This is a genomic window from Brevibacillus sp. HB1.2 (assembly GCF_013332495.1).
GTDB lineage: Bacteria > Bacillota > Bacilli > Brevibacillales > Brevibacillaceae > Brevibacillus > Brevibacillus porteri.
On sequence record NZ_JABMIU010000004.1, the window covers coordinates 395621 to 416312 of the forward strand.

Here is a 20692-nt window from a genome sequence, read left to right on the forward strand (position 1 = left end):
CAGTGGGCAACGTCACATTCGGAAAAATGCGCTCCTCATTGGTAGAGGGCGCATTCCACCCGAATCATCCGGACAATCCGGACAGCCCCAATCGTCCTCGCGCAGAGGATCGTTACGCTGGATATCAGAATCCACTGCTAGGTGATCCCGGCAAGGGTCAGATTGGTCGTTGGCAAACGGTCAATCTCGACTCTCTCGAAAGCATGATCGATCAGATGATGGAGCAATTTGTTCGGGACAAAAACTGGTACGCCAAGGTTCGTTGCCGCGAAGCGCTGTGGAACATGTACCGTCGTCTGGAATGGTGGGTCAATCAGCAAATCGATCCGCAAAAAAACGACTACCAGCGCGCCTTGCTCATGGTACGAGATTGCATTTACAAAATCCTGAAAAACGCCGAACAGCCAGATGGAACCCACCAAAATGTTTCGCTGCCAGTCTGCCCGGCTCCATACTATCATCACTTCAGCGGCTACTACCTCAATCATTACGATGCCATCGATAAAGAAGTCCTGACCTTCGATATGCGGACTCTCCCACTGTCGGACAAGTTTCACGGCCTTTTCCGTTACGTATCCTCGACAGAAGATCAGGAATGGAAGATGGTTCACTCTATCGGCTCCAATGAGATGACAGGGAACGAGAATATCATGAAGCTGGATGTGACCACGCTCAAGCACGGTAACTCCAGCAAGGTGACTTTTCAATGGCGCTTTAAAAAGCAAGGCTTCATTCGTTTCAAGTACATGGCTAGCACCTCTCCTGGCGATGGGTTGCTGTTTTTTATTAACAACAATCAGGTCGGTGGGGAATGGAATCAGAACAGCAGCTGGCAGGAGGCGAAATTTAACGTCAAGCCAGGGCAGACGTACAAGTTTGACTGGTTTGTGCGTCGGATGAGTGATCGGCGGTTTGGGCAGAATGCCGTTTATGTTAAAGATGTGGAGTGTGTTGAGGTGGTGCAGAGTCTGGATGAGCAGACGCCGCCGGATGTGGATACATTGGGGGATGCGGCTTATAACATTCCTGGCTGGGAATGGTTAACCTATTCCGATTCGAGTAAAATGTCCACCTTTTTCTCAGGAATCGTTGGAACAAGCTCGAGAAGAGTCCAACGAGAAATGGATAGCGACTGTGCAGGGGATTTTAGCTTCGAATACCAAATGGGCACGAATGACCTCCCTTATACAGAAGAGTCTCTTATGTTTTTCGACGACACTTTTACATCCAACAACCAATCTGGCTCCGGTAAAAAGGGGAGTACAGTTCATTCTACACATGGCTGGCAGTGGTCTTTGGATGGAAGACAATCATCTACAGAAGAAGACAATGCAGTTGTTACTTATATGGTAACTGTCGGAGACGATTGCACAGTAGATTTGACTGGTGACATTCAAATGATTTGCCCTCCACTAGAGATTGACCATTATGAAGAACGCTCTACTTATTTGAGAGAACCAGATGGCTTCTCACTTTCTGGTGAAAATAAATGGACCTGGAAAACAATTGGAGGTGTGGGCACAGGGTTCCACATGGAGGACCCCATCGTAACAGGAACTGGAGATGTCACACGAGTCATACATTTAGAAGCTGATGGCTGGATGGAGTTTAGCTTTTTTCACAAACTGCGTCCATCTGAAACCTTTTCTGTGATCGTTAATGGAGAAGAAGTTCTTAGCTCCCTTGAAAATGAATCTGCGAAAAACGTACGAGTACCCCTTTCCCAAGGAACCAATACTGTTACCTTCCGAATTCATGATACTTCCACGGAAGAACCTCTAGAAGATGAATACACGGGGGAATTTTCATATGGTTCCTCTCGGGGAAAACACCGCACACCGATGGGGAGCTATATCGAAGTAGACCGTGATTGGCGGACGGATGGTGACTCTAGCTATACGGACAACGATGAAGATGAAAATGTCTACAAGATCCACCTAAATCCCGGTACTACTTTTGAACTTACAGAGGACTTAGCATTAAGAAGCTTGGTGGATGAATCTGCTCATGAAAATGAATATACCGAGATCTTTTCTGAAGACTTTAACTCCCAAGATCATTACGCTAAAGAAATCCGGGTGGAAGACCACTGGGAATGGGAAGATATTGTAACCCGCTACAATGGCCCTGGTCATGGTGGTGACGGTGTGCTTAAGGTTGAAAATAAAGATGGGACAACAAATCGATTATATGTTGAGGACATCGATTTAGCCGAAGATGGATACGTAAAATTTGAGTATGGTGGTTCTTTTTCAAAGTATGAGAAGCTAAAGCTGTATCGTAATGGAACGCTAATCTGGTCGGGTAGAGAAAGCACCTCCGATCCTTTGGGGACAACTGTTATTGTTCCGCTTCCTTCTGGCAAGCAAACGTTAAAGTGGCAATTTGAGGATCACGATAAGGTGAAAGTTCCTGATCGAGATTATAAACCGCCTACAAGACCAGATCCTGTAGTAGCTGGCGAGGAAAGCTATCCTAAAGGAAGTCAGACAATATCAATAGATTACTCAGAACCAACTGCTCACGAGCACTATATAAATACTCCTCGAAAGGCATACCTATATTCACGTTCTGGCAGAATTTATTCTGAAGGTTCTACCCCAATTGGCCATGCTATTTCAAAGGATAAGCAGAGTGTATACAGAGCAATCTGTGCATCTTCCGTTGGAACAGCGAAATATACGGAAACGCTTAAGATTTTAGCTGGGAAAGGTACAGTTGTTCAAGACTCCTATAATGTTCCTGTAACATGGCAGTTTAGCCCACATAAAAATGCAAAAATAAAAACCCCAATTCATTACAATTCTACTTACGTTATTACTTCACAACAGGTAGCACCGTATAAAGACAGTGCGGGTTCTGTACCTACTGCTTGGTATGTCATCTTTAAAAGTGTTGGTGATGAAAAAATAACCATTAATTTTGATTATCAATACTATGCTTACGAACTTGATAATGGACAAAATAATTCAAGTGGCGGGAAACAAACCTATGTCAGACGTATGGAAGGATGGGGTCACTTAGGAAAATTTGAGGAAGGGAAATTAATAACCTCACAATCATTAGGTCAGCTTACTAAAAAAGATAATATCGGTTCGATTCAAAATCCTCTTGAAATAAAAGATTGGCGAAGTTCCAAACCATATAAGATGAATCCTCTGTACATTAAAGATCGAGGTACCTATGCTATTGAATTCAGATTTTATGATATTTATAGAGAAGATTCCGGACTCGGTAAAAATAACTGGCCTTTCTACATGGCGATCAAAGATTTAAAAATAACTTCTAATAAGCCTCATAAGTTAACAGAGGAATATGATAATACAGCAGTCGAAGTATTCGTTATGCGTAGATTTGACGGAAAGACTATTTCAAGAAAACCCTATTATACAGAAGGTAAAGAAAGTGTCGAACACACTATTACAGTTGATGTTCCTCAAGGTAAAACGTATTCTGTCCAATACCGCCTCTTTAAGGGTGAAAGCAATCGCGGAGGCAAATATGACGATGGTGGGATGTTTATTGTCAGTAACGGAAACATGATAGAGACCTGGGAAGACTATTCTTTAGACAAATTAAATAACATCTACCCCAAAAATAAGTCCCCCTATGAACCTAATACACCTCCTTCTTTTGACGAAATTATCCCTGATGATTCTTGGTGTTGGATTGATACTATTGCAATTCGTGAAGGAAAAAAGAAACCGTGCCGTGACGCTCGTGTAAGGGTCAGAATATATGATGATGATGATGATAATCAGCTAATATCAGAAAGAAATTACAACGACTTTGATGATATCCAGACAATACGTGCACGTATAAAAAATGATAGTTTAGAAGGGAAAAACTATTCGATAAAAATCAAATTTGATTCTGACTGCGATGTTGAAGCACGTATAAGTAATGGTCAATATACATTTCAAGATAAGTTCCCGCTCAAACCTTCAAGCGCCTTTGTTTATGCCTTTAAAACAACGGCAAATGTACCTATTTGGATGGGAGGATGTAATGGAAGTAAATTACATGTGAACATGTATGACGAAAATGATCATTTACTTCAATCCAACACTTTAGCAGTTTCAGACTTTTACAGCTTCTCTTTTTCAAATCTAGTAAAACAACGAAATTCCAAAGTAAAAGTCGAAATAAAAACGGAACAACGTGGTCAGATAAGCACTTGGACAGGAAAAAAGTACTTTTCTCTTTTTCGGGTGCGCTCGTTCAACGCTACCGAAAACTGGAGTCTTAAAGCCGCTCCGTTTAATAGCAGACTAGATTTTTTTATAGATGGTACACTTGCTGGCTCATATACTAACCAACATGGAGTACCCGTATTTCCTGTCTCCAAGGGTAAACACACATACAGATGGGTCTTTACGACCAACGGCACCGAAGATGTTTGGGATTATTGTGACATTGACTTCATTAGACTCAGTAATTGGATATGTGATGCCGTACGGGTCACCCCCTACTGCGATCCCGGCAGCGGGGACAAATGCGTCGAAGCACTGATCAAATGCTTGCTGGCGATCTGGAAACAACGCCCTGAGGCATGTGTGATTGGCAAACGAATATGGCTATTTACGTAAGGAGGTACTTCTATGAGTGTAGTTTCTCGGCGTAAATCAGGGTTTCTCTTCGAGGATTCTTTCGATTCTCTAACCCTCGATTCCAAGTGGAACATGACACCAAATGATTCTTCAAGGTGGTCGCTATCTGACGCACCAGGCTCGCTCCGTTTAAAAGGCGGAGCTGAGCCACTTCAACTCTTTTTAGATTCACTGACACCCGTAAAACAATTTGTCCTCGATATGAAAAATTCATACAATCCGAAAGCTTCCGGAAACACCGGCGGATTAACTGTCTTCATAAACCATAACGACTTTTTCCATGTCGAAGAATATTACGATGCATCGCAAGGTACTGCGAAAACCTTCCCCTGGCTTCGATTAATACGCGACTACAATACCTACACCGCGTATTGGTCCGAGGACGGAGCCATCTGGCATATCATCGGTTCAGAGGAATTTAATCGCCTTGCTCCTAAAATCGGTATGTTTCTCAACAGCAGCGCTACAGACGACTATCTGGACATGGAACACGTCCGCGTTTTCTCCCTCCCCACTCTCACTGTCTCAAACCTCTCCCCCGGCACCCGCGTGGAGCTGCTAGATTCCACAGGAGCCGTTGTCGACTCCAAAACGTGTCGGACAAGCCAAACATCCATTCAATTTGATTTGACTCAGCATCCCATTCCTTTTACAGGTTCCCTCCGTTTTATTGAGGCAGATGGAAAGACAACCATTAGCTCCAGCGACCAGATGGAAATGTGGGGTGGGGACGAATACAGTTTTTCCCCTTCTCCCACCCTCTTTTTTATCGATGGCGAAGGAAATGAGGTCCCTCTGCAAGACAACACAGAGGAATTTCTCGGTCATATGCTCCAAGGCCAGTACAAAGAAGTGAAAATGATCGCCCGAAATACGATGCGTCATGGAACTTTTACAGGTATCCAAGGCGTTCTCACCTCCTATGCAGGTACCGATCAGTACAAGCGACTTGTAGATGTCGCCACAGACAAAAACGGTGTGCCCGGCACGTGGGGCGATTCCTTCACCCTGCCAGATACTGCGGCAGGAAATGAACAAGTTTTCTGGACGCGGATTTCCCGAGAAACCGATCCATCCCTTATAGATAAAACGACGCATGTCCATTTCGGTCTCAATTTGTCCGCCATTTATACCAAATAAATCAAAAAGGAGCTGAACGTATGTCGGTCAGAATCACCCGAGCAGGCACCGAAGTCGTCCTGGATCATAATGAGTTGGCCAACAAGGGAAAACGTACCCATGCCGAAATCGACTCCTACCTCCAGGAGCTTGATGATGCCAGAGGAGATAAACCGAGCTTAAAGGATAAATTCCGTGAGCTAAAAGACAAAGATGATGAACAGGATCGTCAGCTTGATGCCGTGAAAAGTGATGTTTCTACTTTTCAAACGCGGCTAAATACGTTATCATCAACGGTCAGTGCGGCAGAAGCGAAAAATCAGACGCAAGATCTCCGTCTTTCGCAAGTCGAACAAAAAAACGCCCAGCAAGACCAAGCCATTCTAAAGCTGCAAAGCGATGTCTCCTCTAACCCCAACGCCGAGGTGGTCGCTGCACGCCGAGATCGGGATGGAAGAACTTTTCCTAGTCTGAAAGCTCGGTTGGATGACATGCAGGGGAAGATTGGTACGGGGGGTGGCGGGGGAAATAATGGAGGAGCCTCAAGCAGCTCCTTTGATTTACAAACCCCAATCAATATTTTACTGAATACCTTTCGTGATGCGGAAACACATAACAGATCGGCCTATCGTCAAAACAACATGTATGTAGATGTATTTAGCGATTCCTCAGGAATTGATAACGAAAAGTCGTCTTCTTTTGGGATTATAAATGGTGCTGTCTTACCCGGGCTTTACGATACAAACATCATCATGTCCAGTCCAACTGAACCCTCCCCTTATCACGTAACCTCGTCTAGTGAAACATCTGGTTACCCTGGGTGGATGGGGATCAACGGAATTTTAACTGATTCCTATTATTCAGATGGAGCGACTCCTCCGGCAGAAGGTCATTGGTGGCAAATTGACTTTTTCGTCCCCAAAATAATTACTAAGCTCGCAATACGAGCTATTGGAATCTCAGCTGGACAGTACGGTCTAGCCACGTTTACTCTGCAAGGTTCACAAGACAATACGAACTGGACAGATTTATACGCAGGATCTCATGCAAACACAGGTTCAGAGTTAGAACACAGCTTTACTAATACCTCTGCATACCGCTATTACCGCTTGGCCAAGCTTCGCAGTTATCGCAGTGCAAACCCAGTAATTTATACCGGTTGGCACGAGATTAAATTCTATGAAATTATTGACGCGGTTACGCTCGTAACTAAAGCGGTTAATGTTGGGCGCTCTCCAAACAAGATTATTACGACTGCGGAGTATACTGACGCGGTCACCTTCGACTTGACCCTTGATGGAACAACTTGGGTAAACAACATCGATTTAAACAAGCTACTCGATACCTCTTCACTAAAAGGTACAAACCTCCAATTACGAGCTAACATTCCAGCAACAGGCAGTTTAAAATCTTTAGGATTTACTTGGTATGACGATAGCATGCTTATTGAGATGCCAGGTAAAGAAGGAGGAGGCCGGGATCAAAGCAGTACCAAACCGTTAGTAGACGTCGTGGCAGCTACTAATATTTTGCGTAATGCTTATCGCACTTTGGAATGTACGAATCAGGGAGCGTCGGTTCGGCATAATTTGTATGCAGACGCTTTTGTAAATTCATCTGGGGTCGATGAATCTAAGTCAGAAGCATTTCAAATACGAAATGGAAAGTTTATCAAAGCTGCTGGAGTACCTTTCAACTGGAAGGATCTAGGTGTGCAAACCGCTTCATCTACTGGAGATTGGTATAATAGTAGCACCGGTTTTAGACCTTACAAATCAAATAGTACTTCCCCAACCTATGCCGTTGAAAAAATCGCAGACGATAATGCTATTGCAACACCAGGTGGATATACCGATTACTGGCTTCATAATAGTACAAATGCTGACTTATTCATGAAATGGGGAACACCTGTAGAAATATATAAAATCATTCTTTGGATGAATGGTAGTTTAGGACAAAACGGACACGATTACTGCGATCATCAAATTTCTGTCAAAAATCCATCAACAGGTAAATGGGAAGCAGTTACCCCAAGGATTAATCTCGCTTCTAAAACAGATAAAGGAGTACATGGTGACGGTTCATGGCACTACCCCATCGAGCTAGACTATCTCATTAATGAAGTCAAAGTAACTGTCTGGAATAAAAGCTCATATATGACCGTCACTGAGGTACAAATCCTGCAAGCATCTGATAAAAATCCCGTCATGGTTTCCAATCCGATCACATTGGCAAAGGCCCCGACCCATCTTTTATTGGATGCAGAGTATGAGGGTAACGCCAGCATTGATTTGTCATTCGATGGAGGAACCACGTTCACAACTGGTTTTCCTTTGAATCAGTTGGTGGACTTAAGCACTTTCCTACCAGGTAATTCTCTTGTCATTCGAGCCAACCTTAGTGATAAAGCAGTCCTCAACAGCATTGGTTGCATTTGGTATGACAAAGACACGCTCCCCACCTATACAGATACGGTAGGAGGTAGTTCAGGGGGTAACGTACCTGGAATGATCCAAGTAGAGAAATATGGCGTTATCGCATCTCCTGTTTCTCCTTCAGAAGTAAATATCACCATCCCCTACACTTCTAACTATAAATTACCCCCTATTGAGGTTCTGAAATTTGCCCCCGGTGAACAAAATTACACTCACGAAATTGCATCCTTTTCTACCAACGAGGCCTCAAACTTTGATCATGACCATTATATGGAGTTGGATGGTACATTACGGCTTAAAACCGACTACTCAATTGAATTGACAGAAGATGCAATGCTTCCATCTGGTAATAGTGTGTACTCTTTTACTCTCAATGTTAACCAATACTCGAGTATTGAGAAAATTAGGGTGACTTAAATAGAAAGTGAATTAAACATGTCTTTACAAATTTCCGAGAAAATACCGCAGGATACACGGAAACTACAATCAATGAAATCAAACAAAGTCTCTTAGATACTCTCATAAAGCGACAATATGATGGAAATACTACTACATCATTTGGAAATCGGATACGGAGAGGTTCTGCTAACAAATACAGAGAGGAATGATGAGGAATGCCAACACCTGCTACAACAGGACAACTACGGAATAAAATCGCAGATATGAAAATTGGCGATTTTATAAAGGCAAACTGGAATGGGCCTGCCAATTATGAGATAGGCGATGGAGGAAAGCCAGAATGCCCTGTTTCTGGCATCTTCTACAATACAGATACCTCTAAACCAGCCAGCCACCTGAACCACTTTTTTTATTTTATTAAAATTGATAAGGGATTACTGGTTTGTGACCGTGCTTGGTATCATACAGTTTCCTGGGATACTTTAAATAGTGGCAAGCAAGTTCAAGGGCTTGCAGCAAAAGTAGGTGATCTAAATGGATGGATCCGCTGTCTAACGGGCGGAGTAGCTTATACAGATGAAAACGGACATCTTTCCCTAACTGACAAAAATAAAGGCGCATGGCCTCTCCATAATGAATGGGATATATACATTGTGAATTTCCCAGTGGATATGATCCAACCAGGAAAAACCCTAGATGATGTTTTTCATTGGAAGGAAGTATGGTCAATAACTCAAGATACGCCAGCAAATGGTCTTCAAGATGCTAGTGGAAGTGTACAAGCCAATTTACCTTACAACCGCATACTAAGAGGTGGAGGGTTTAATGAAGCTACACCTGCCAATGACATAGGCTACACAACTTCGACAAACAAGCTTTCCACAATCGGTTTCCGACCAGTATTTGAATACAAGGAGGTATAGAAGATGGCAACAATAGGAGAACGTTTATTGACTCCAGAAAAAGGTTGGGTCAGGTATGACCATACTTCTTCCTTTGTTAAATACACGGGGACTTGGCAAACAGAAACTGGCTCATGGAACTCTGGTGGAACATCTACTTATACTACAACAAGTGATGCTACCATTTCTTTTAGTTTCAGTGGGACTCAGTTACGTATTATTGGGGGTATGTTCAACGATCGTGCAAGAGCAACTGAAGTATATGTTGACGGTGTTCTCAGAGGAACAATAAATGAGCATACGACAGGCTCTCCCGTTGCTCCAGCACTTGTCTACAATCTCGAGGGGCTGGAAGCCGGACTCCATACCGTTCAAATAAAAACTGTGGGAACGAAATTATTTCTATTTGATGCTATTGAAGTAAATACGCAAGGATTTCTAGTTGGGCAATTGGAATCACCTCAAAAAGGTTGGAAAAGATACGAAAACTCCATTACTCAATTTCATTTTCATGGAAACTGGAATACAGAAACGAATGCAGCGCACAGTGGAGGAAGCGCCATAGCTACCTCAACTCTTGGAGATAAGGTTACTTTTCAATTTAAAGGAACGAAAATTAGACTGATATCGGACAGAAATACAAATAGAGAACGAAAATCTACGAAAATCACTATAGATGGCATATCCGAAACAGTTGATATGTATGGTAGTCCTATTGGAAAATACCTATCCTATGAAAAATCAAATCTGGAAGATGTCATCCACAACGTTGAAATTGAACACATAAGTTTAGGAGGGTTCACGACTCTAGATGCTATTGATATAGATGACAAAGGTTATCTAATATCCGGTGTAGGAGATCAATTACTCGAGCCAGATACAGGTTGGATTCGATATGACACTCATGATGAAATTGATGCATTTAAATGGAGCTCAGGATGGAGTGACTATACAGACTATAGGTATTTCAAGGGAAAAACCAGACATGCAAATACCGTAAATCAAAGTGCCTCTTTTAAGTTTTATGGGACAAAAATTAGATTACTAGGCTTATATCACCCCAATAGGAGTACAAATATTTCCGTAACTGTTGATGGAGAGATGAAAACGGTCTCTATGCATTCAACTACAGAACAACTCTCTACCATATGGTTTGAAAATTTGAATCTGCCATTTGGAGAACATACTGTTGAAATTAAAACGAATGATACAGGATATGTTGATATTGATGGAATTGAAATTGATGACAAAGGCTGGTTAGTAAGAGAAGTCGGCTCTCCACTTCTTAAACCAGACATAGGGTGGAATAGGTACGATTTTACTGATTCACGCTTACTCTATAAAGGAAGCTGGAGTGACAATACAAATGACAAGATAAGTGCAGTTGCTGGTGATACTGTTTCTTTTAGGTTTTATGGTACAGAACTTAGAGTTTTAGTTAACAGTTACAATAACAGGTCTGACATGCAAATTGTCGTAGATGATCTGCTCCCCGAAGTATTTAAAGGGTATCACAATAAATCAGCACCTCAAACACTCGCTTATGAAATTACAGGTCTACAAGAGAAGGTACACACTGTTAAAATTACTCATTTGGGAACTAATACCTTTGCAACTCTCGATGCTATTGATATAGGTGACTCTGGATCCCTAATTGCAAATATTGGACAACGTTTGTCTGAACCAGAGCTTGGGTGGAAAAGATACGAACAAGATGATCAGGCCTTATCCTATTCCGGTACATGGGTTGTGCAAACAAGCAATACATCGTCTGGTGGAACTGCGATCTATGCGGAGAGGACTGGCGAAAATAAAGTCAGATTTGATTTCTATGGTACTAGGTTAAGAATTTTGGGAATGGCTAACAGTGGCTACCATCCGAATTTAAAAGTAGTAATTAACGGAGTGCAAGAAAGTTATAGTGCCACCATTGGAAGTCAAAATCAGGGATCTACTCTTCAGTACGAGAAATTAGGACTTGAACTAAAAAGGCACTCTGTTGAAATTTCTTCTACTGTTGAAGGTTACTGGTGGTATATTGATGCAATTGACATTGATGCAAATGGTCGCTTACTTCATCCTGACGAGGTAGCTGAGGTAAATGACCTTGAGGTAGGAAAGCGCGTTCGGTTCCATTACTCTGCTACATCCGGGACTGTGGGGAAATTTTCAGATTTAGGTATGGAAACAAGTAAATTTATCCCTGTAGCTTCTTCTGCAAGTCCCAATGGTGATGGTTACTTTATAATGGTGGACACTGACTACCGGGGGCGGAAAGTTCTTCTTGCGGATAGAAACATCCAAAATAATATTAGTTGGGATGCCTTGAATACCGCTGGTGTTACAAGTGGAAGCGGGCTACCATTAGAAATACTTGAGGACCTGGTCCCGACTATGACTGGACAAACTACTAATGGGGTTACTATAACTGCAAGTGCGTATTCTGCCAATGATATGCCTTGGAAAGCTTTTGACAACAATGTATTAGGCCAAGAAAGAAGTATCTGGTACGTGAATGGAACAGAAGCTCCGGTTGGAGGTCATTGGATAAAGGTAGACTTTGGTAGCCAAAAGAAAATCAATTATCTCTCATTGATTGGGATGAAAATATCGACAGGCTACCTCAATAATTCCATCAAAGATTGGCAACTATTTGGTTCAAATGATGACAGTACCTACGAATTATTAACATTAGGGACAGTGCCTAATATCGAAGACGCTAAGTTTGTCTACGAGTTTATCAATAATAAATCGTATCAGTATTACAGACTCAATGTTTTAACTAGCCACAATAATTACAGTACTACGCAAATTGCAATTGTCGAAGCAGAACTGGCCGAAAGAAAACACGACAGTACCTTCACCTTTCGTCTCCCGACTGGTGGTGTAAACGCTACAGATAAAGACAACGAATGGGATAGATACATGACCGATGATCGCATCTGGAATAACTTAAATCACGGTTCATGGACCAGTACAACCGATCAATCGAATGCAAAGGCCCGCGTGATTCGAGGTTATAACGGTCTCAAAAACTGGATATCTGGTTCAACAGATCTAACAACTCCTGGCCGAGGCTTCCGTCCCGTTCTCCTGATTGAGTCAATAAACAATAGATTCCTCGTACAAGACGGTTCAGACGTGAAAACGTACACTTCTTCCGGCTGGGAAACCGTTGGTACTACTCCCCCCACAGATGAAATGTTTCTAAATAAAGGCATGCTTGATCTCAGTGCATGCACCCCATTCCTAAAGGAATTAAAAGACAAATCCACCCTCAAAATCCTTGTTTCGAAACCTAAGAGAGAGCCAACAGTCGCTCATCTCACTGGAGTCCCTATACCAAGAATAGTGAAAATGAAAAATGATACTAGCTTTCTTGGCGTAGCTAAAATCAACGCTTTAACCTTATCAGGTACAGAGAAAGGCGTTTTAAGAGTCGCAATAAGTACGGACAGTGGAGCAACATGGGGAGCAAAACAAAAGGATGGCTCATGGACAACTGTTGATGTTACTAACCCCATTGATTTCAAAGCAAAAGCAATGACAATAGACGATTTCAATAGCATCTCTGAATGGGACGAGAAGCTTGGCCAATCTAGAAACTTGCGATGCGCGTTCTACTTCGAACAGTCATCATCCACTGATGAAACAAGTCTAGACTCCCTTACAATGAATGTGGACTTACTAGATTCCTGGGACATGGCGATGCCCGGGGTCGATTACAAATACGGGTATAACCGAAATACCAATCTCCGAGTCCTCTTGCTGTCAAATGGAGACTACAAAATCAACGTTGGCTCTGGCGGCGGCAGCGGCTCCACCCTCACAGAAGTAGATGGAGGTACCTTTTAATGACACTACCAATCAAATTCAAACGTGGAAAAGAAAATGATTTGCCTTCCTCCGCCCCAGCTGGGGAACCTCTTTTTACCACAGACACTCATAAACTATTTATTGGGACTGGTACCGGGATCGCTAGTGCCGGGGCTGACCCAGCATTAAAAGACCGGATAGATTCGATCGAAAAACAGCGAAGTACCATTACTTATACGCACCATGAAGATTTTAGCAACCGCTCCCGTATTGATTTTGATAAGACTACGGCAGCAGTTCGGACAAATGCAGTCAGGGTTGCCAAAACGGCTTCTTTTCAAGAGAGCTTTGAAAATACCAATAACTACGATAGCATCAATTCCACTAACATCTTGTTCGATACTTCGAACCAGAAAGCATCAATTGCCCCCGGGAATTCGAAAGGGATCCTCTATACCAAACCTATTCCTGTTAAAAGCTCCGATACCGTCACGATAAACGCCAATACTGTCCTTCCTTCAACAATGGCATTTTCTCACTCGGAACGTCTCACCAACGATGATACTCGCTCCTACTTCCAGCCAATTGCATTTACAGATCGAACGAATCGGACATGGCATGTCGCTTTCCTGAAAACAGAGGGAGTTTATTATCGAGTTGAAAACCCGGATGGCTCGCTTGCTTTTGAGAAAATATCTCCTACTCCATTCAGTCCTAACTTTGATCCTGCTTCAACTAATGGAGTCTATATACCTGATGTAAGTTTCGTGGTCGATTATAACAACCGAGTTTGGCTCGGTGTACCAACAAGCAGAGAAAATTACTATAGGCACCTTTACCTTGGCTGTATTAATAGCGACGGAAGTTTCCATAAGGACTGGGTATTACACCATTCCACAAGTGGTGGAGAAGTATTCTATAAGTCTACCTCTCTTTGTGTAGACAAAAATAATCACATATGGTTCGGTTGGACATATGGATACTATGGCCTTTATATGGCCAAATTCGATAGTGAAATGAATACTTTGATACCAGCATTTCTTCTACCAGGAACAAACAGTAATGGTCTTTTGACCAGCCTTAGCCTTTTTTACGATAGTGATCAAGAGGCAATTGTATCCATACATCATACACAATATATAAGTGGAGTCTTCCTCACAAAAATAAGCCTTACTGGATCTCTCTTACAGTCTCCAAAGCAACTTACTATACAACGCTTCAATGACTCCCTAGCTACTTATTTTGACCCAGATACACGTAGAATTATTATTGCCGCCGTACAAAGTGCCAGTCCTAGCTCTATTTACGTTTGCACGATAGCTCCCCTCTCAGGTACCTTACTCCAAGCAAAAGCACTTCCCAGAACTGCCGATCGTATCAACAGCTTAGTCAAAGACGGAAACACCTATCGTTTCACCTACGATACCCAATTAACAGGAAAAATCTGCTCCTTATCAGTAAATGAAGACACCTTAGAGATCGCCGATGACGAGACTCTCGTGACGAATTTTAACGGCAGCCTCTCCTATGTATATAAGGATTCCAATCAAAAAATTCGCTGTGTCTACGCATCTACCGCCTACAGCAAAAATCTGACAATGATGCGGAGCGATTTTGTGTCTACCTCTTCGTCATTCACTATGGAAATTTCTCCAGACCATGGGGCACAGTGGCTACCTGCTCAAAATGGTCAAGAGATAAAGTTTTCATCCCCAACCGATACGATCACCCTTAGGATGAAGCTTGTAACGCCAACAGTAACCATGACCCCAGAGATAACTAAATTCAGCCTGACAATCGGTGGAGAATCAGGCAATCTCACACAAGAATTCGTCAGTAATCGTCTGCCAGCTGTATCTCCCATTCTTAATGCAGTGTTAACAGCGGAAGAGGATCAGAAGCATGGTACAATCAGTTGGTTTATTACCAATGACGGGGGATTTAATTGGATTCCCGCAACACTCAGTAATCAAGTTACCTTCCCGAATCCAATCAACTCAGATCTGCGAGTAAAAGCTGTTATTCATTCTCCGGATGGTGTTTTCGATAGTCCTGTCATCCAGAGCTTCACTATCGTCTCCTCTAATCTCGTTACCAATTTTACGGCAAAAACAGCCACAAACTTAACCGTCACTATGTCCGCCGACCAAGCCCTAACCGCCCCCGACACCTTTACCAAAATCAATTTCAACACACCCATCCACGACGAACTGCAACAATTCGATAAAAACCTAAATCGCTTTATCGCAAAGACACCCGGCGACTACTTAATTGTTGGCTCAGCACGAATCAAAAGCCCAACCACCTCACCAAACGGACTGCATTTAGAAATCCGAATCAACGGTGAACTCCATAAAGTACTCAGCAGCATCGTCTCCTATTCCAACCATGCCTGGTGTTTAAACGGTTCAAGCATCGTCCAGCTAAAGCCTGGCGACTACGTGGAGCTTTTCGGCTACTCGTTTTCTGCCAATGGCGTCATCGAAGCCCTCCCCGCTTATTCTTACTTCCAAATCAAGCAGTTGTGGTAGCATTTTCACTCAAAACACCGTGAGAAATCTCCCAAACTGTCTACTCTATATATAGACCTCACAAGAGAAAGCGGGTGAATAAACGGATGATCCAAACACTACTCAACTCTTCCACTCTCCCTTTGGTAGTATCCAGTGTACTGACAGCAATCGTCACCTATCTGGTTGCCCGCCACAACAACAAGAAAGAGTTGATGATTACAGACAGGCAGCAAATCTCGCAGGAAAACCAGCAAATTCGTCAGGAGCTTCGTCAGGAAATGGACAAGCTTCGGGAAGAACTCCACGTTTGGCGCAACCGTTGCATGGAGCTTGAAACCATCGTGCAGGAGTGGCGAGATAAATACACGACGCTGGTAGTAGAAAGACAACAGCTGGAGTACCGTGTCAAAGAGCTAGAAACCGAACTCAAAACGTACATGCAAGCGAGGATTTCCTAGATGTTGCATCGTTAACCACAAAGGTGACACCTACCTTCCTTGGGGCGAAATCTCGCCTCGCGAATTAACTCCCTTCCCAATGAATGACGGCTGGATGTTTGTTTATCAGCCTTGATCGCCTCTGACTCCCCGAAACACGCCCCGCTTTACTAACAAAAGGAGGAACAACCTTTGATTGACATGGACCAGTTCATTCACAGCCTGAGTTTGCTTACTTTTATGGCGATCTTGATCGAAGCCGTAACCGAAATTTTAAAGAATGCCTTCCCCCTATTAAAAGATCGCTCCACTTACATCCTCTCTATCCTCATTGGCATTTCGCTCTCCCTCGCTTTTCAAGTCAACCCCTTTGGTCTTGAAGGCAGCGGCTACTACGTTTCTGCCGTGCTGGCTGGTATCCTCACCAGCCGCGGAGCGAACTACCTCAACAGCTTTGTGAAAAAGCTGAATACATCCTCGAAACAATAACCTCTTCTTCCTCACACAAAAACAAAAGCACCTGCTCCGATGCAATCTCTTTCGCATCAGGGCAGGTGCTTCTTCTCTTTTTTCTCTATACTTCCTCTATCAACCGCGCCAACAAAGTAGCCCGCGTCGATATTTCTCCCAGTTCGATCCATTCATCCGGTGAGTGGGCGTAGCCACCTTTTACACCAAGTCCATCCAGTGTCGGGACTCCACAAGCAGCAGCGAAGTTGCCATCGCTTACTCCACCTGTACCCGATTCTTCCAAAGCCATCCCTAGTTCATTGATGCTAATCGATTGTGCAAGGGAAAATAATTTGCCTGTCTCTTCGGTACGCTCCATTGGCGGTCGGCGAATGCCTCCCTTTACGCTGATGTTTGTTCCCGCGAGCACTGGCGTGAGTTCACTCATTACCTTCTCAATACGTAATGCCTCTTCCATCGAGATAAACCTCACGTCTACTTCAGCTTCTGCCGAGTCGGCTACAACATTGGAGCCAATCCCGCCCTTGATGACGCCCACATTGACCGTGGTTCCTTTCTCGTAATCGGTCAGGGCATGCAGAAATTGCACCTGTCTCGCCAGCTCTTCAATAGCAGAGACACCTTTTTGATGATCGACACCAGCGTGTGAGGAAATACCACTGACTGCCACGGTAAAATGGGCGCTTCCCTTCCGCCATGTTTTGAGTGCGCCGCTCGGTTCGGTTGGTGGCTCCAACACAAAGCTCGCCACCGAACGCGCGGCTTCTTCTTCTACAAGTCGTCGAGAAGTCGGGCTGCCGATCTCCTCGTCACTGTTTAATAGGAGCACGATTTTTTTATCTGCAGGCAGGCGATCCAGCTTTACCAATGCCCGCATCGCAAACATGGCTTGCAAAACGCCCGCTTTCATATCGTATACGCCCGGCCCGTACGCTTTCTCATCCCGGATCGCAAATGGTCGGCGAGCTGCCTCTCCTTCTAGCCATACGGTATCGTAATGGCCAATGATGAGGATTTGCTTTTCCCCGTTGCCCAGCGTACAACGCACCTGATCGCCATACGTCTTATTCGGGATCAGCTCTGCTACTCCCCCTGTCAGCCGTTGAAACTGCAGAGCGAACCAGCCCGCCATGCGGTCGCCCAGCTGTTTGTCACGAGAAGGCGAGTCCATGTTGACGGCCTCTTCGAGTAGCTGTAGATAGTGGGACATATTCTCTTGTACATAAGTGTGGATTGACATAGTGCCTCTTCCTTAGTGAGATTGTGAATTGAGTCCGAACAGGCGCTCTAGTCCGTACACTTTTTCCAACAAGACGATGAACACCAGACTCAGCAGGATGACCACCGAGGAGATCGAAGCCACCAACGGGTCAAGTGTTTCCTGCATATAGGTGAAAATCGCGAGTGGCAGCGTCGTCGTATCCGGTGCCACCAAGAATAAGGAAACCGTCACATTGTCAAACGACGTCAAGAACGAAAAGATCATCCCCGACACGATGGCCGGACGCAACAGTGGCAACGTAATATCCCAGAACACCCGAAACGGATGGGCCCCCAGCATGTATCCCGCTTTTTCCAACGTATAATCGAACGAGCTAAGCCCTGTGAGCACCAGCCTTACGACATACGGAATCGAGATCAGCATGTGCGCCAGCAAAAGCCCCGTAAACGTCCCCGCGATACCAATTCGTGTGAAAAACAGCAGCGCGGAAATCCCGATAATGAGCGAAGGAACGGTAAGCGGTGAAAGCATCAGTGCGTTGATGATGCCGCTCCCACGAAACTTGTATTTGGACAGCGCGAATGCAGCCAATGTCCCTATGAGAGTCGCCAAAATTGCCGTTACCGTAGCTAGCTTAAGACTGAACCACAGCGAATCGATGAACTCCGGTCGATCCAAAATCATTTCATACCACTGCCACGAAAACCCTTCCGGCGGAAATCCGAGATATCCTGCTGCGGTAAAGGAGCTCGGGATGATGACCAGAAACGGCAGATTGACCAAAACAAGCACAAAGAATGTGATGAGTCCGAGTACGTTTATTTTTTTCATGACGCAAACACCTCTTTATACCGCTTGGTTTCAATCAGCTTCGTATACAAAGTCACCAATAGAATCGTGCTGCCCAGAAGCAGGAAGGCAAGTGCCGCACCCAAAGGCCAGTTCAGTGTCGCCATGATTTGCTCATAGGCAATGACAGGCATGACCTTCACGGACGTTCCACCCATCAAGGCAGGTGTTACAAAAGCACTCATCGACAAGCTGAACACCAGTGTCGTACCAGCAATCATCCCCGGCAAACACAAGGGCAATGTCACACTGAAAAACGTACGTGCGCGGGAAGCCCCCAAAATCGATGCCGCCTTATTCAGGGACGGATCGATGGCATACAAGCTGGTTGCAATCGCCAGAACCATGTAGGCAATAAAGGAATCCGTCAGACCGATCACAATACCCAGCTCGTTGTACAATAGCCGCAATGGTTGATCGATCAACCCCAGACTCATCAATGTTTCATTGATCCACCCTTTTTCCCCCAATACCACTACCCAACCGAAGTTGCGAATAACAACACTGATGAGGTGAGGGGCCAGGATCAGCATCGTGACGATTCCACGCATTTTCCCTGTGGCCTGCGCCATGTACATCGCTACAGGAAATCCAAGCAAGAGGCACGCCAGTACCGTCCAGAGACTCACGCGAATTGTCCGCCAAAGAATCTCCAAGTAGTACGGATCTTGTACAAATAATGAATAATTGTGAAAAGAGAACGCCTGATTCTCATCCTGAAAGCTGAGCAAAAGCATCATCAGCATCGGAAGGATGAATACGCCAAGCAGCAAAATCATCGCAGGTGCTGTCAACAATGTAACTGAGAGACGCTTGCTCATCCGTCATCCCCTTCCTGCGGGCATGACCAGTACGTCGTCCGCGTTCCATTGACAGTAAACCGTTTGACCTTCTTGGCGGTCCACCGAACTATCGGTCATTTGGACTTTTACCGAAAGCGTATGCTCCCCGACCTTGACCTCACATTCTGTGTACGAACCCAGGAAGGAGGCAAGCTGCAAATGTCCTTTTACCCGATTCGCTTCCTCACTGACTGCTGTATCGGTCAGCTTGATTTTCTCTGGTCGGATAAAAATGATCACTTTTTCATGGAGTGCCACTGTTCGCTGTTGCTTTGCCGCCTTCACGAGCATTCCACCAGTCGTCCGCAGCGTAAGTACATCCCCGTCAATTCCGATGACTTCCCCTTCCAAACGGTTCGTCTTACCGATGAAGGTATGTACGAATTCAGATGCGGGCTGATTGTAAATCTCCAACGGTGTACCGATTTGCTCCACGAATCCGTGATTCATAACCACGATGCGATCAGAGAGCGCGAGCGCCTCTTCTTGATCATGTGTAACGAAAATAGTCGTAACGCCGATTTCGTGATGTAAGCGCTTTAACTCATCGCGCAGCTCTTCCCGAAGTTTGGCATCCAAGTTACTGAGCGGCTCATCCAAAAGCAGGAGCGACGGCTCAATAACAAGCGCCCGTGCAATCGCAATCCGCTGACGTTGTCCGCCAGAGAGCTGTTTCGGGTAGCGGTCTGCTACGTTTGGCAGCTTGACCAGGCCAAGTACACGATTCACACGCTCTTGCATCTCTTGCTTGCTCACTTTGCGTAATTTCAAGCCATAGGCGATGTTTTCCGCCACAGTCATATGCGGGAACAGCGAGTACGTCTGAAACACCATTCCCAGTTCCCGTTTGTACGGAGGCACGCCATTCATTCGCTGCCCCTTGATCAAGAGGTCTCCGCCATCCGGGTCCAAAAAACCGGCAATCATATTCAAGGTCGTGGTCTTACCGCAACCAGATGGGCCGAGAAACGAGATGAATTCGCCTTGCTCCACCTGCAGGTTGAAGTTTTGAACCACGACATTGCTTTGAAATTTTTTCATGATGCCGCGCAGTTCAACGTCAATCACCTTGGTCAC

Annotated in this window: 13 protein-coding genes; 8 read left to right on the forward strand and 5 right to left on the reverse strand. The window is 44.5% G+C overall.

What is annotated here, in order from left to right; genetic code table 11:
- Window positions 1-137: 137 nt before the first annotated feature.
- On the reverse strand, window positions 138-611 hold the full coding sequence (locus HPY28_RS30475) for a hypothetical protein (protein WP_254613114.1): 474 nt from the start codon (window positions 609-611) through the stop codon (window positions 138-140).
- 39 nt (window positions 612-650) lie between these two features.
- On the opposite strand from HPY28_RS30475, the gene HPY28_RS13360 reads away from it, so the two are divergent.
- The 8 genes from HPY28_RS13360 (at window position 651) to HPY28_RS13395 (ending at window position 16720) form a co-directional block, all read left to right on the forward strand.
- Window positions 651-4589, forward strand: coding sequence for a hypothetical protein (locus HPY28_RS13360; protein ID WP_254613115.1), 3939 nt, complete (start codon window positions 651-653; stop codon window positions 4587-4589).
- Window positions 4590-4601: 12 nt separating this feature from the next.
- Window positions 4602-5750 carry a beta-xylosidase family glycoside hydrolase gene (locus HPY28_RS13365; protein ID WP_174230732.1) on the forward strand — a complete coding sequence of 383 codons (1149 nt, stop codon included), beginning with the start codon at window positions 4602-4604 and terminating at the stop codon, window positions 5748-5750.
- Window positions 5751-5770: 20 nt separating this feature from the next.
- A complete protein-coding gene (locus tag HPY28_RS13370) occupies window positions 5771-8581 on the forward strand; it encodes a discoidin domain-containing protein (protein ID WP_174230733.1) in 2811 nt (936 codons plus the stop codon).
- Between the two features lie 197 nt (window positions 8582-8778).
- Window positions 8779-9486, forward strand: coding sequence for a hypothetical protein (locus tag HPY28_RS13375; protein WP_174230734.1), 708 nt, complete (start codon window positions 8779-8781; stop codon window positions 9484-9486).
- Window positions 9487-9489: 3 nt separating this feature from the next.
- Window positions 9490-13320 carry a discoidin domain-containing protein gene (locus HPY28_RS13380; RefSeq protein ID WP_254613116.1) on the forward strand — a complete coding sequence of 1277 codons (3831 nt, stop codon included), beginning with the start codon at window positions 9490-9492 and terminating at the stop codon, window positions 13318-13320.
- Entirely contained in the window at window positions 13320-15812 is a 2493-nt protein-coding gene (locus tag HPY28_RS13385; RefSeq protein WP_174230735.1) for a hyaluronate lyase N-terminal domain-containing protein, read from the forward strand. The genes HPY28_RS13380 and HPY28_RS13385 overlap by 1 nt, the downstream gene beginning before the upstream one ends.
- A gap of 86 nt (window positions 15813-15898) precedes the next feature.
- Window positions 15899-16252, forward strand: coding sequence for a hypothetical protein (locus HPY28_RS13390; protein WP_017249740.1), 354 nt, complete (start codon window positions 15899-15901; stop codon window positions 16250-16252).
- A gap of 180 nt (window positions 16253-16432) precedes the next feature.
- Window positions 16433-16720 carry a hypothetical protein gene (locus tag HPY28_RS13395; protein ID WP_174225125.1) on the forward strand — a complete coding sequence of 96 codons (288 nt, stop codon included), beginning with the start codon at window positions 16433-16435 and terminating at the stop codon, window positions 16718-16720.
- 85 nt (window positions 16721-16805) lie between these two features.
- Here the strand turns inward: HPY28_RS13395 and HPY28_RS13400 are convergent, their stop codons facing one another.
- From HPY28_RS13400 to HPY28_RS13415, 4 genes are read right to left on the reverse strand one after another with little or no spacing between them, the layout of a single operon-like run.
- A complete protein-coding gene (locus HPY28_RS13400) occupies window positions 16806-17942 on the reverse strand; it encodes a M20 family metallopeptidase (RefSeq protein WP_017249738.1) in 1137 nt (378 codons plus the stop codon).
- 12 nt (window positions 17943-17954) lie between these two features.
- Window positions 17955-18755 (reverse strand): ABC transporter permease, encoded by an 801-nt coding sequence (locus HPY28_RS13405; RefSeq protein WP_048031089.1) that lies wholly within the window; start codon window positions 18753-18755, stop codon window positions 17955-17957.
- Entirely contained in the window at window positions 18752-19594 is an 843-nt protein-coding gene (locus HPY28_RS13410; protein ID WP_069847320.1) for an ABC transporter permease, read from the reverse strand. The genes HPY28_RS13405 and HPY28_RS13410 overlap by 4 nt, the downstream gene beginning before the upstream one ends.
- Window positions 19595-19597: 3 nt before the next feature.
- Window positions 19598-20692 (reverse strand): ABC transporter ATP-binding protein, encoded by a 1095-nt coding sequence (locus tag HPY28_RS13415; protein WP_017249735.1) that lies wholly within the window; start codon window positions 20690-20692, stop codon window positions 19598-19600.

Coding starts and splice junctions, on each gene's coding strand:
- HPY28_RS13360 (WP_254613115.1), top strand. CDS start 651: ATGAAGCTGGATGTGACCACGCTCAAGCACGGTAACTCCAGCAAGGTG.
- HPY28_RS13365 (WP_174230732.1), top strand. CDS start 4,602: ATGAGTGTAGTTTCTCGGCGTAAATCAGGGTTTCTCTTCGAGGATTCT.
- HPY28_RS13370 (WP_174230733.1), top strand. CDS start 5,771: ATGTCGGTCAGAATCACCCGAGCAGGCACCGAAGTCGTCCTGGATCAT.
- HPY28_RS13375 (WP_174230734.1), top strand. CDS start 8,779: ATGCCAACACCTGCTACAACAGGACAACTACGGAATAAAATCGCAGAT.
- HPY28_RS13380 (WP_254613116.1), top strand. CDS start 9,490: ATGGCAACAATAGGAGAACGTTTATTGACTCCAGAAAAAGGTTGGGTC.
- HPY28_RS13385 (WP_174230735.1), top strand. CDS start 13,320: ATGACACTACCAATCAAATTCAAACGTGGAAAAGAAAATGATTTGCCT.
- HPY28_RS13390 (WP_017249740.1), top strand. CDS start 15,899: ATGATCCAAACACTACTCAACTCTTCCACTCTCCCTTTGGTAGTATCC.
- HPY28_RS13395 (WP_174225125.1), top strand. CDS start 16,433: ATGGACCAGTTCATTCACAGCCTGAGTTTGCTTACTTTTATGGCGATC.
- HPY28_RS13400 (WP_017249738.1), bottom strand. CDS start 17,942: ATGTCAATCCACACTTATGTACAAGAGAATATGTCCCACTATCTACAG.
- HPY28_RS13405 (WP_048031089.1), bottom strand. CDS start 18,755: ATGAAAAAAATAAACGTACTCGGACTCATCACATTCTTTGTGCTTGTT.
- HPY28_RS13410 (WP_069847320.1), bottom strand. CDS start 19,594: ATGAGCAAGCGTCTCTCAGTTACATTGTTGACAGCACCTGCGATGATT.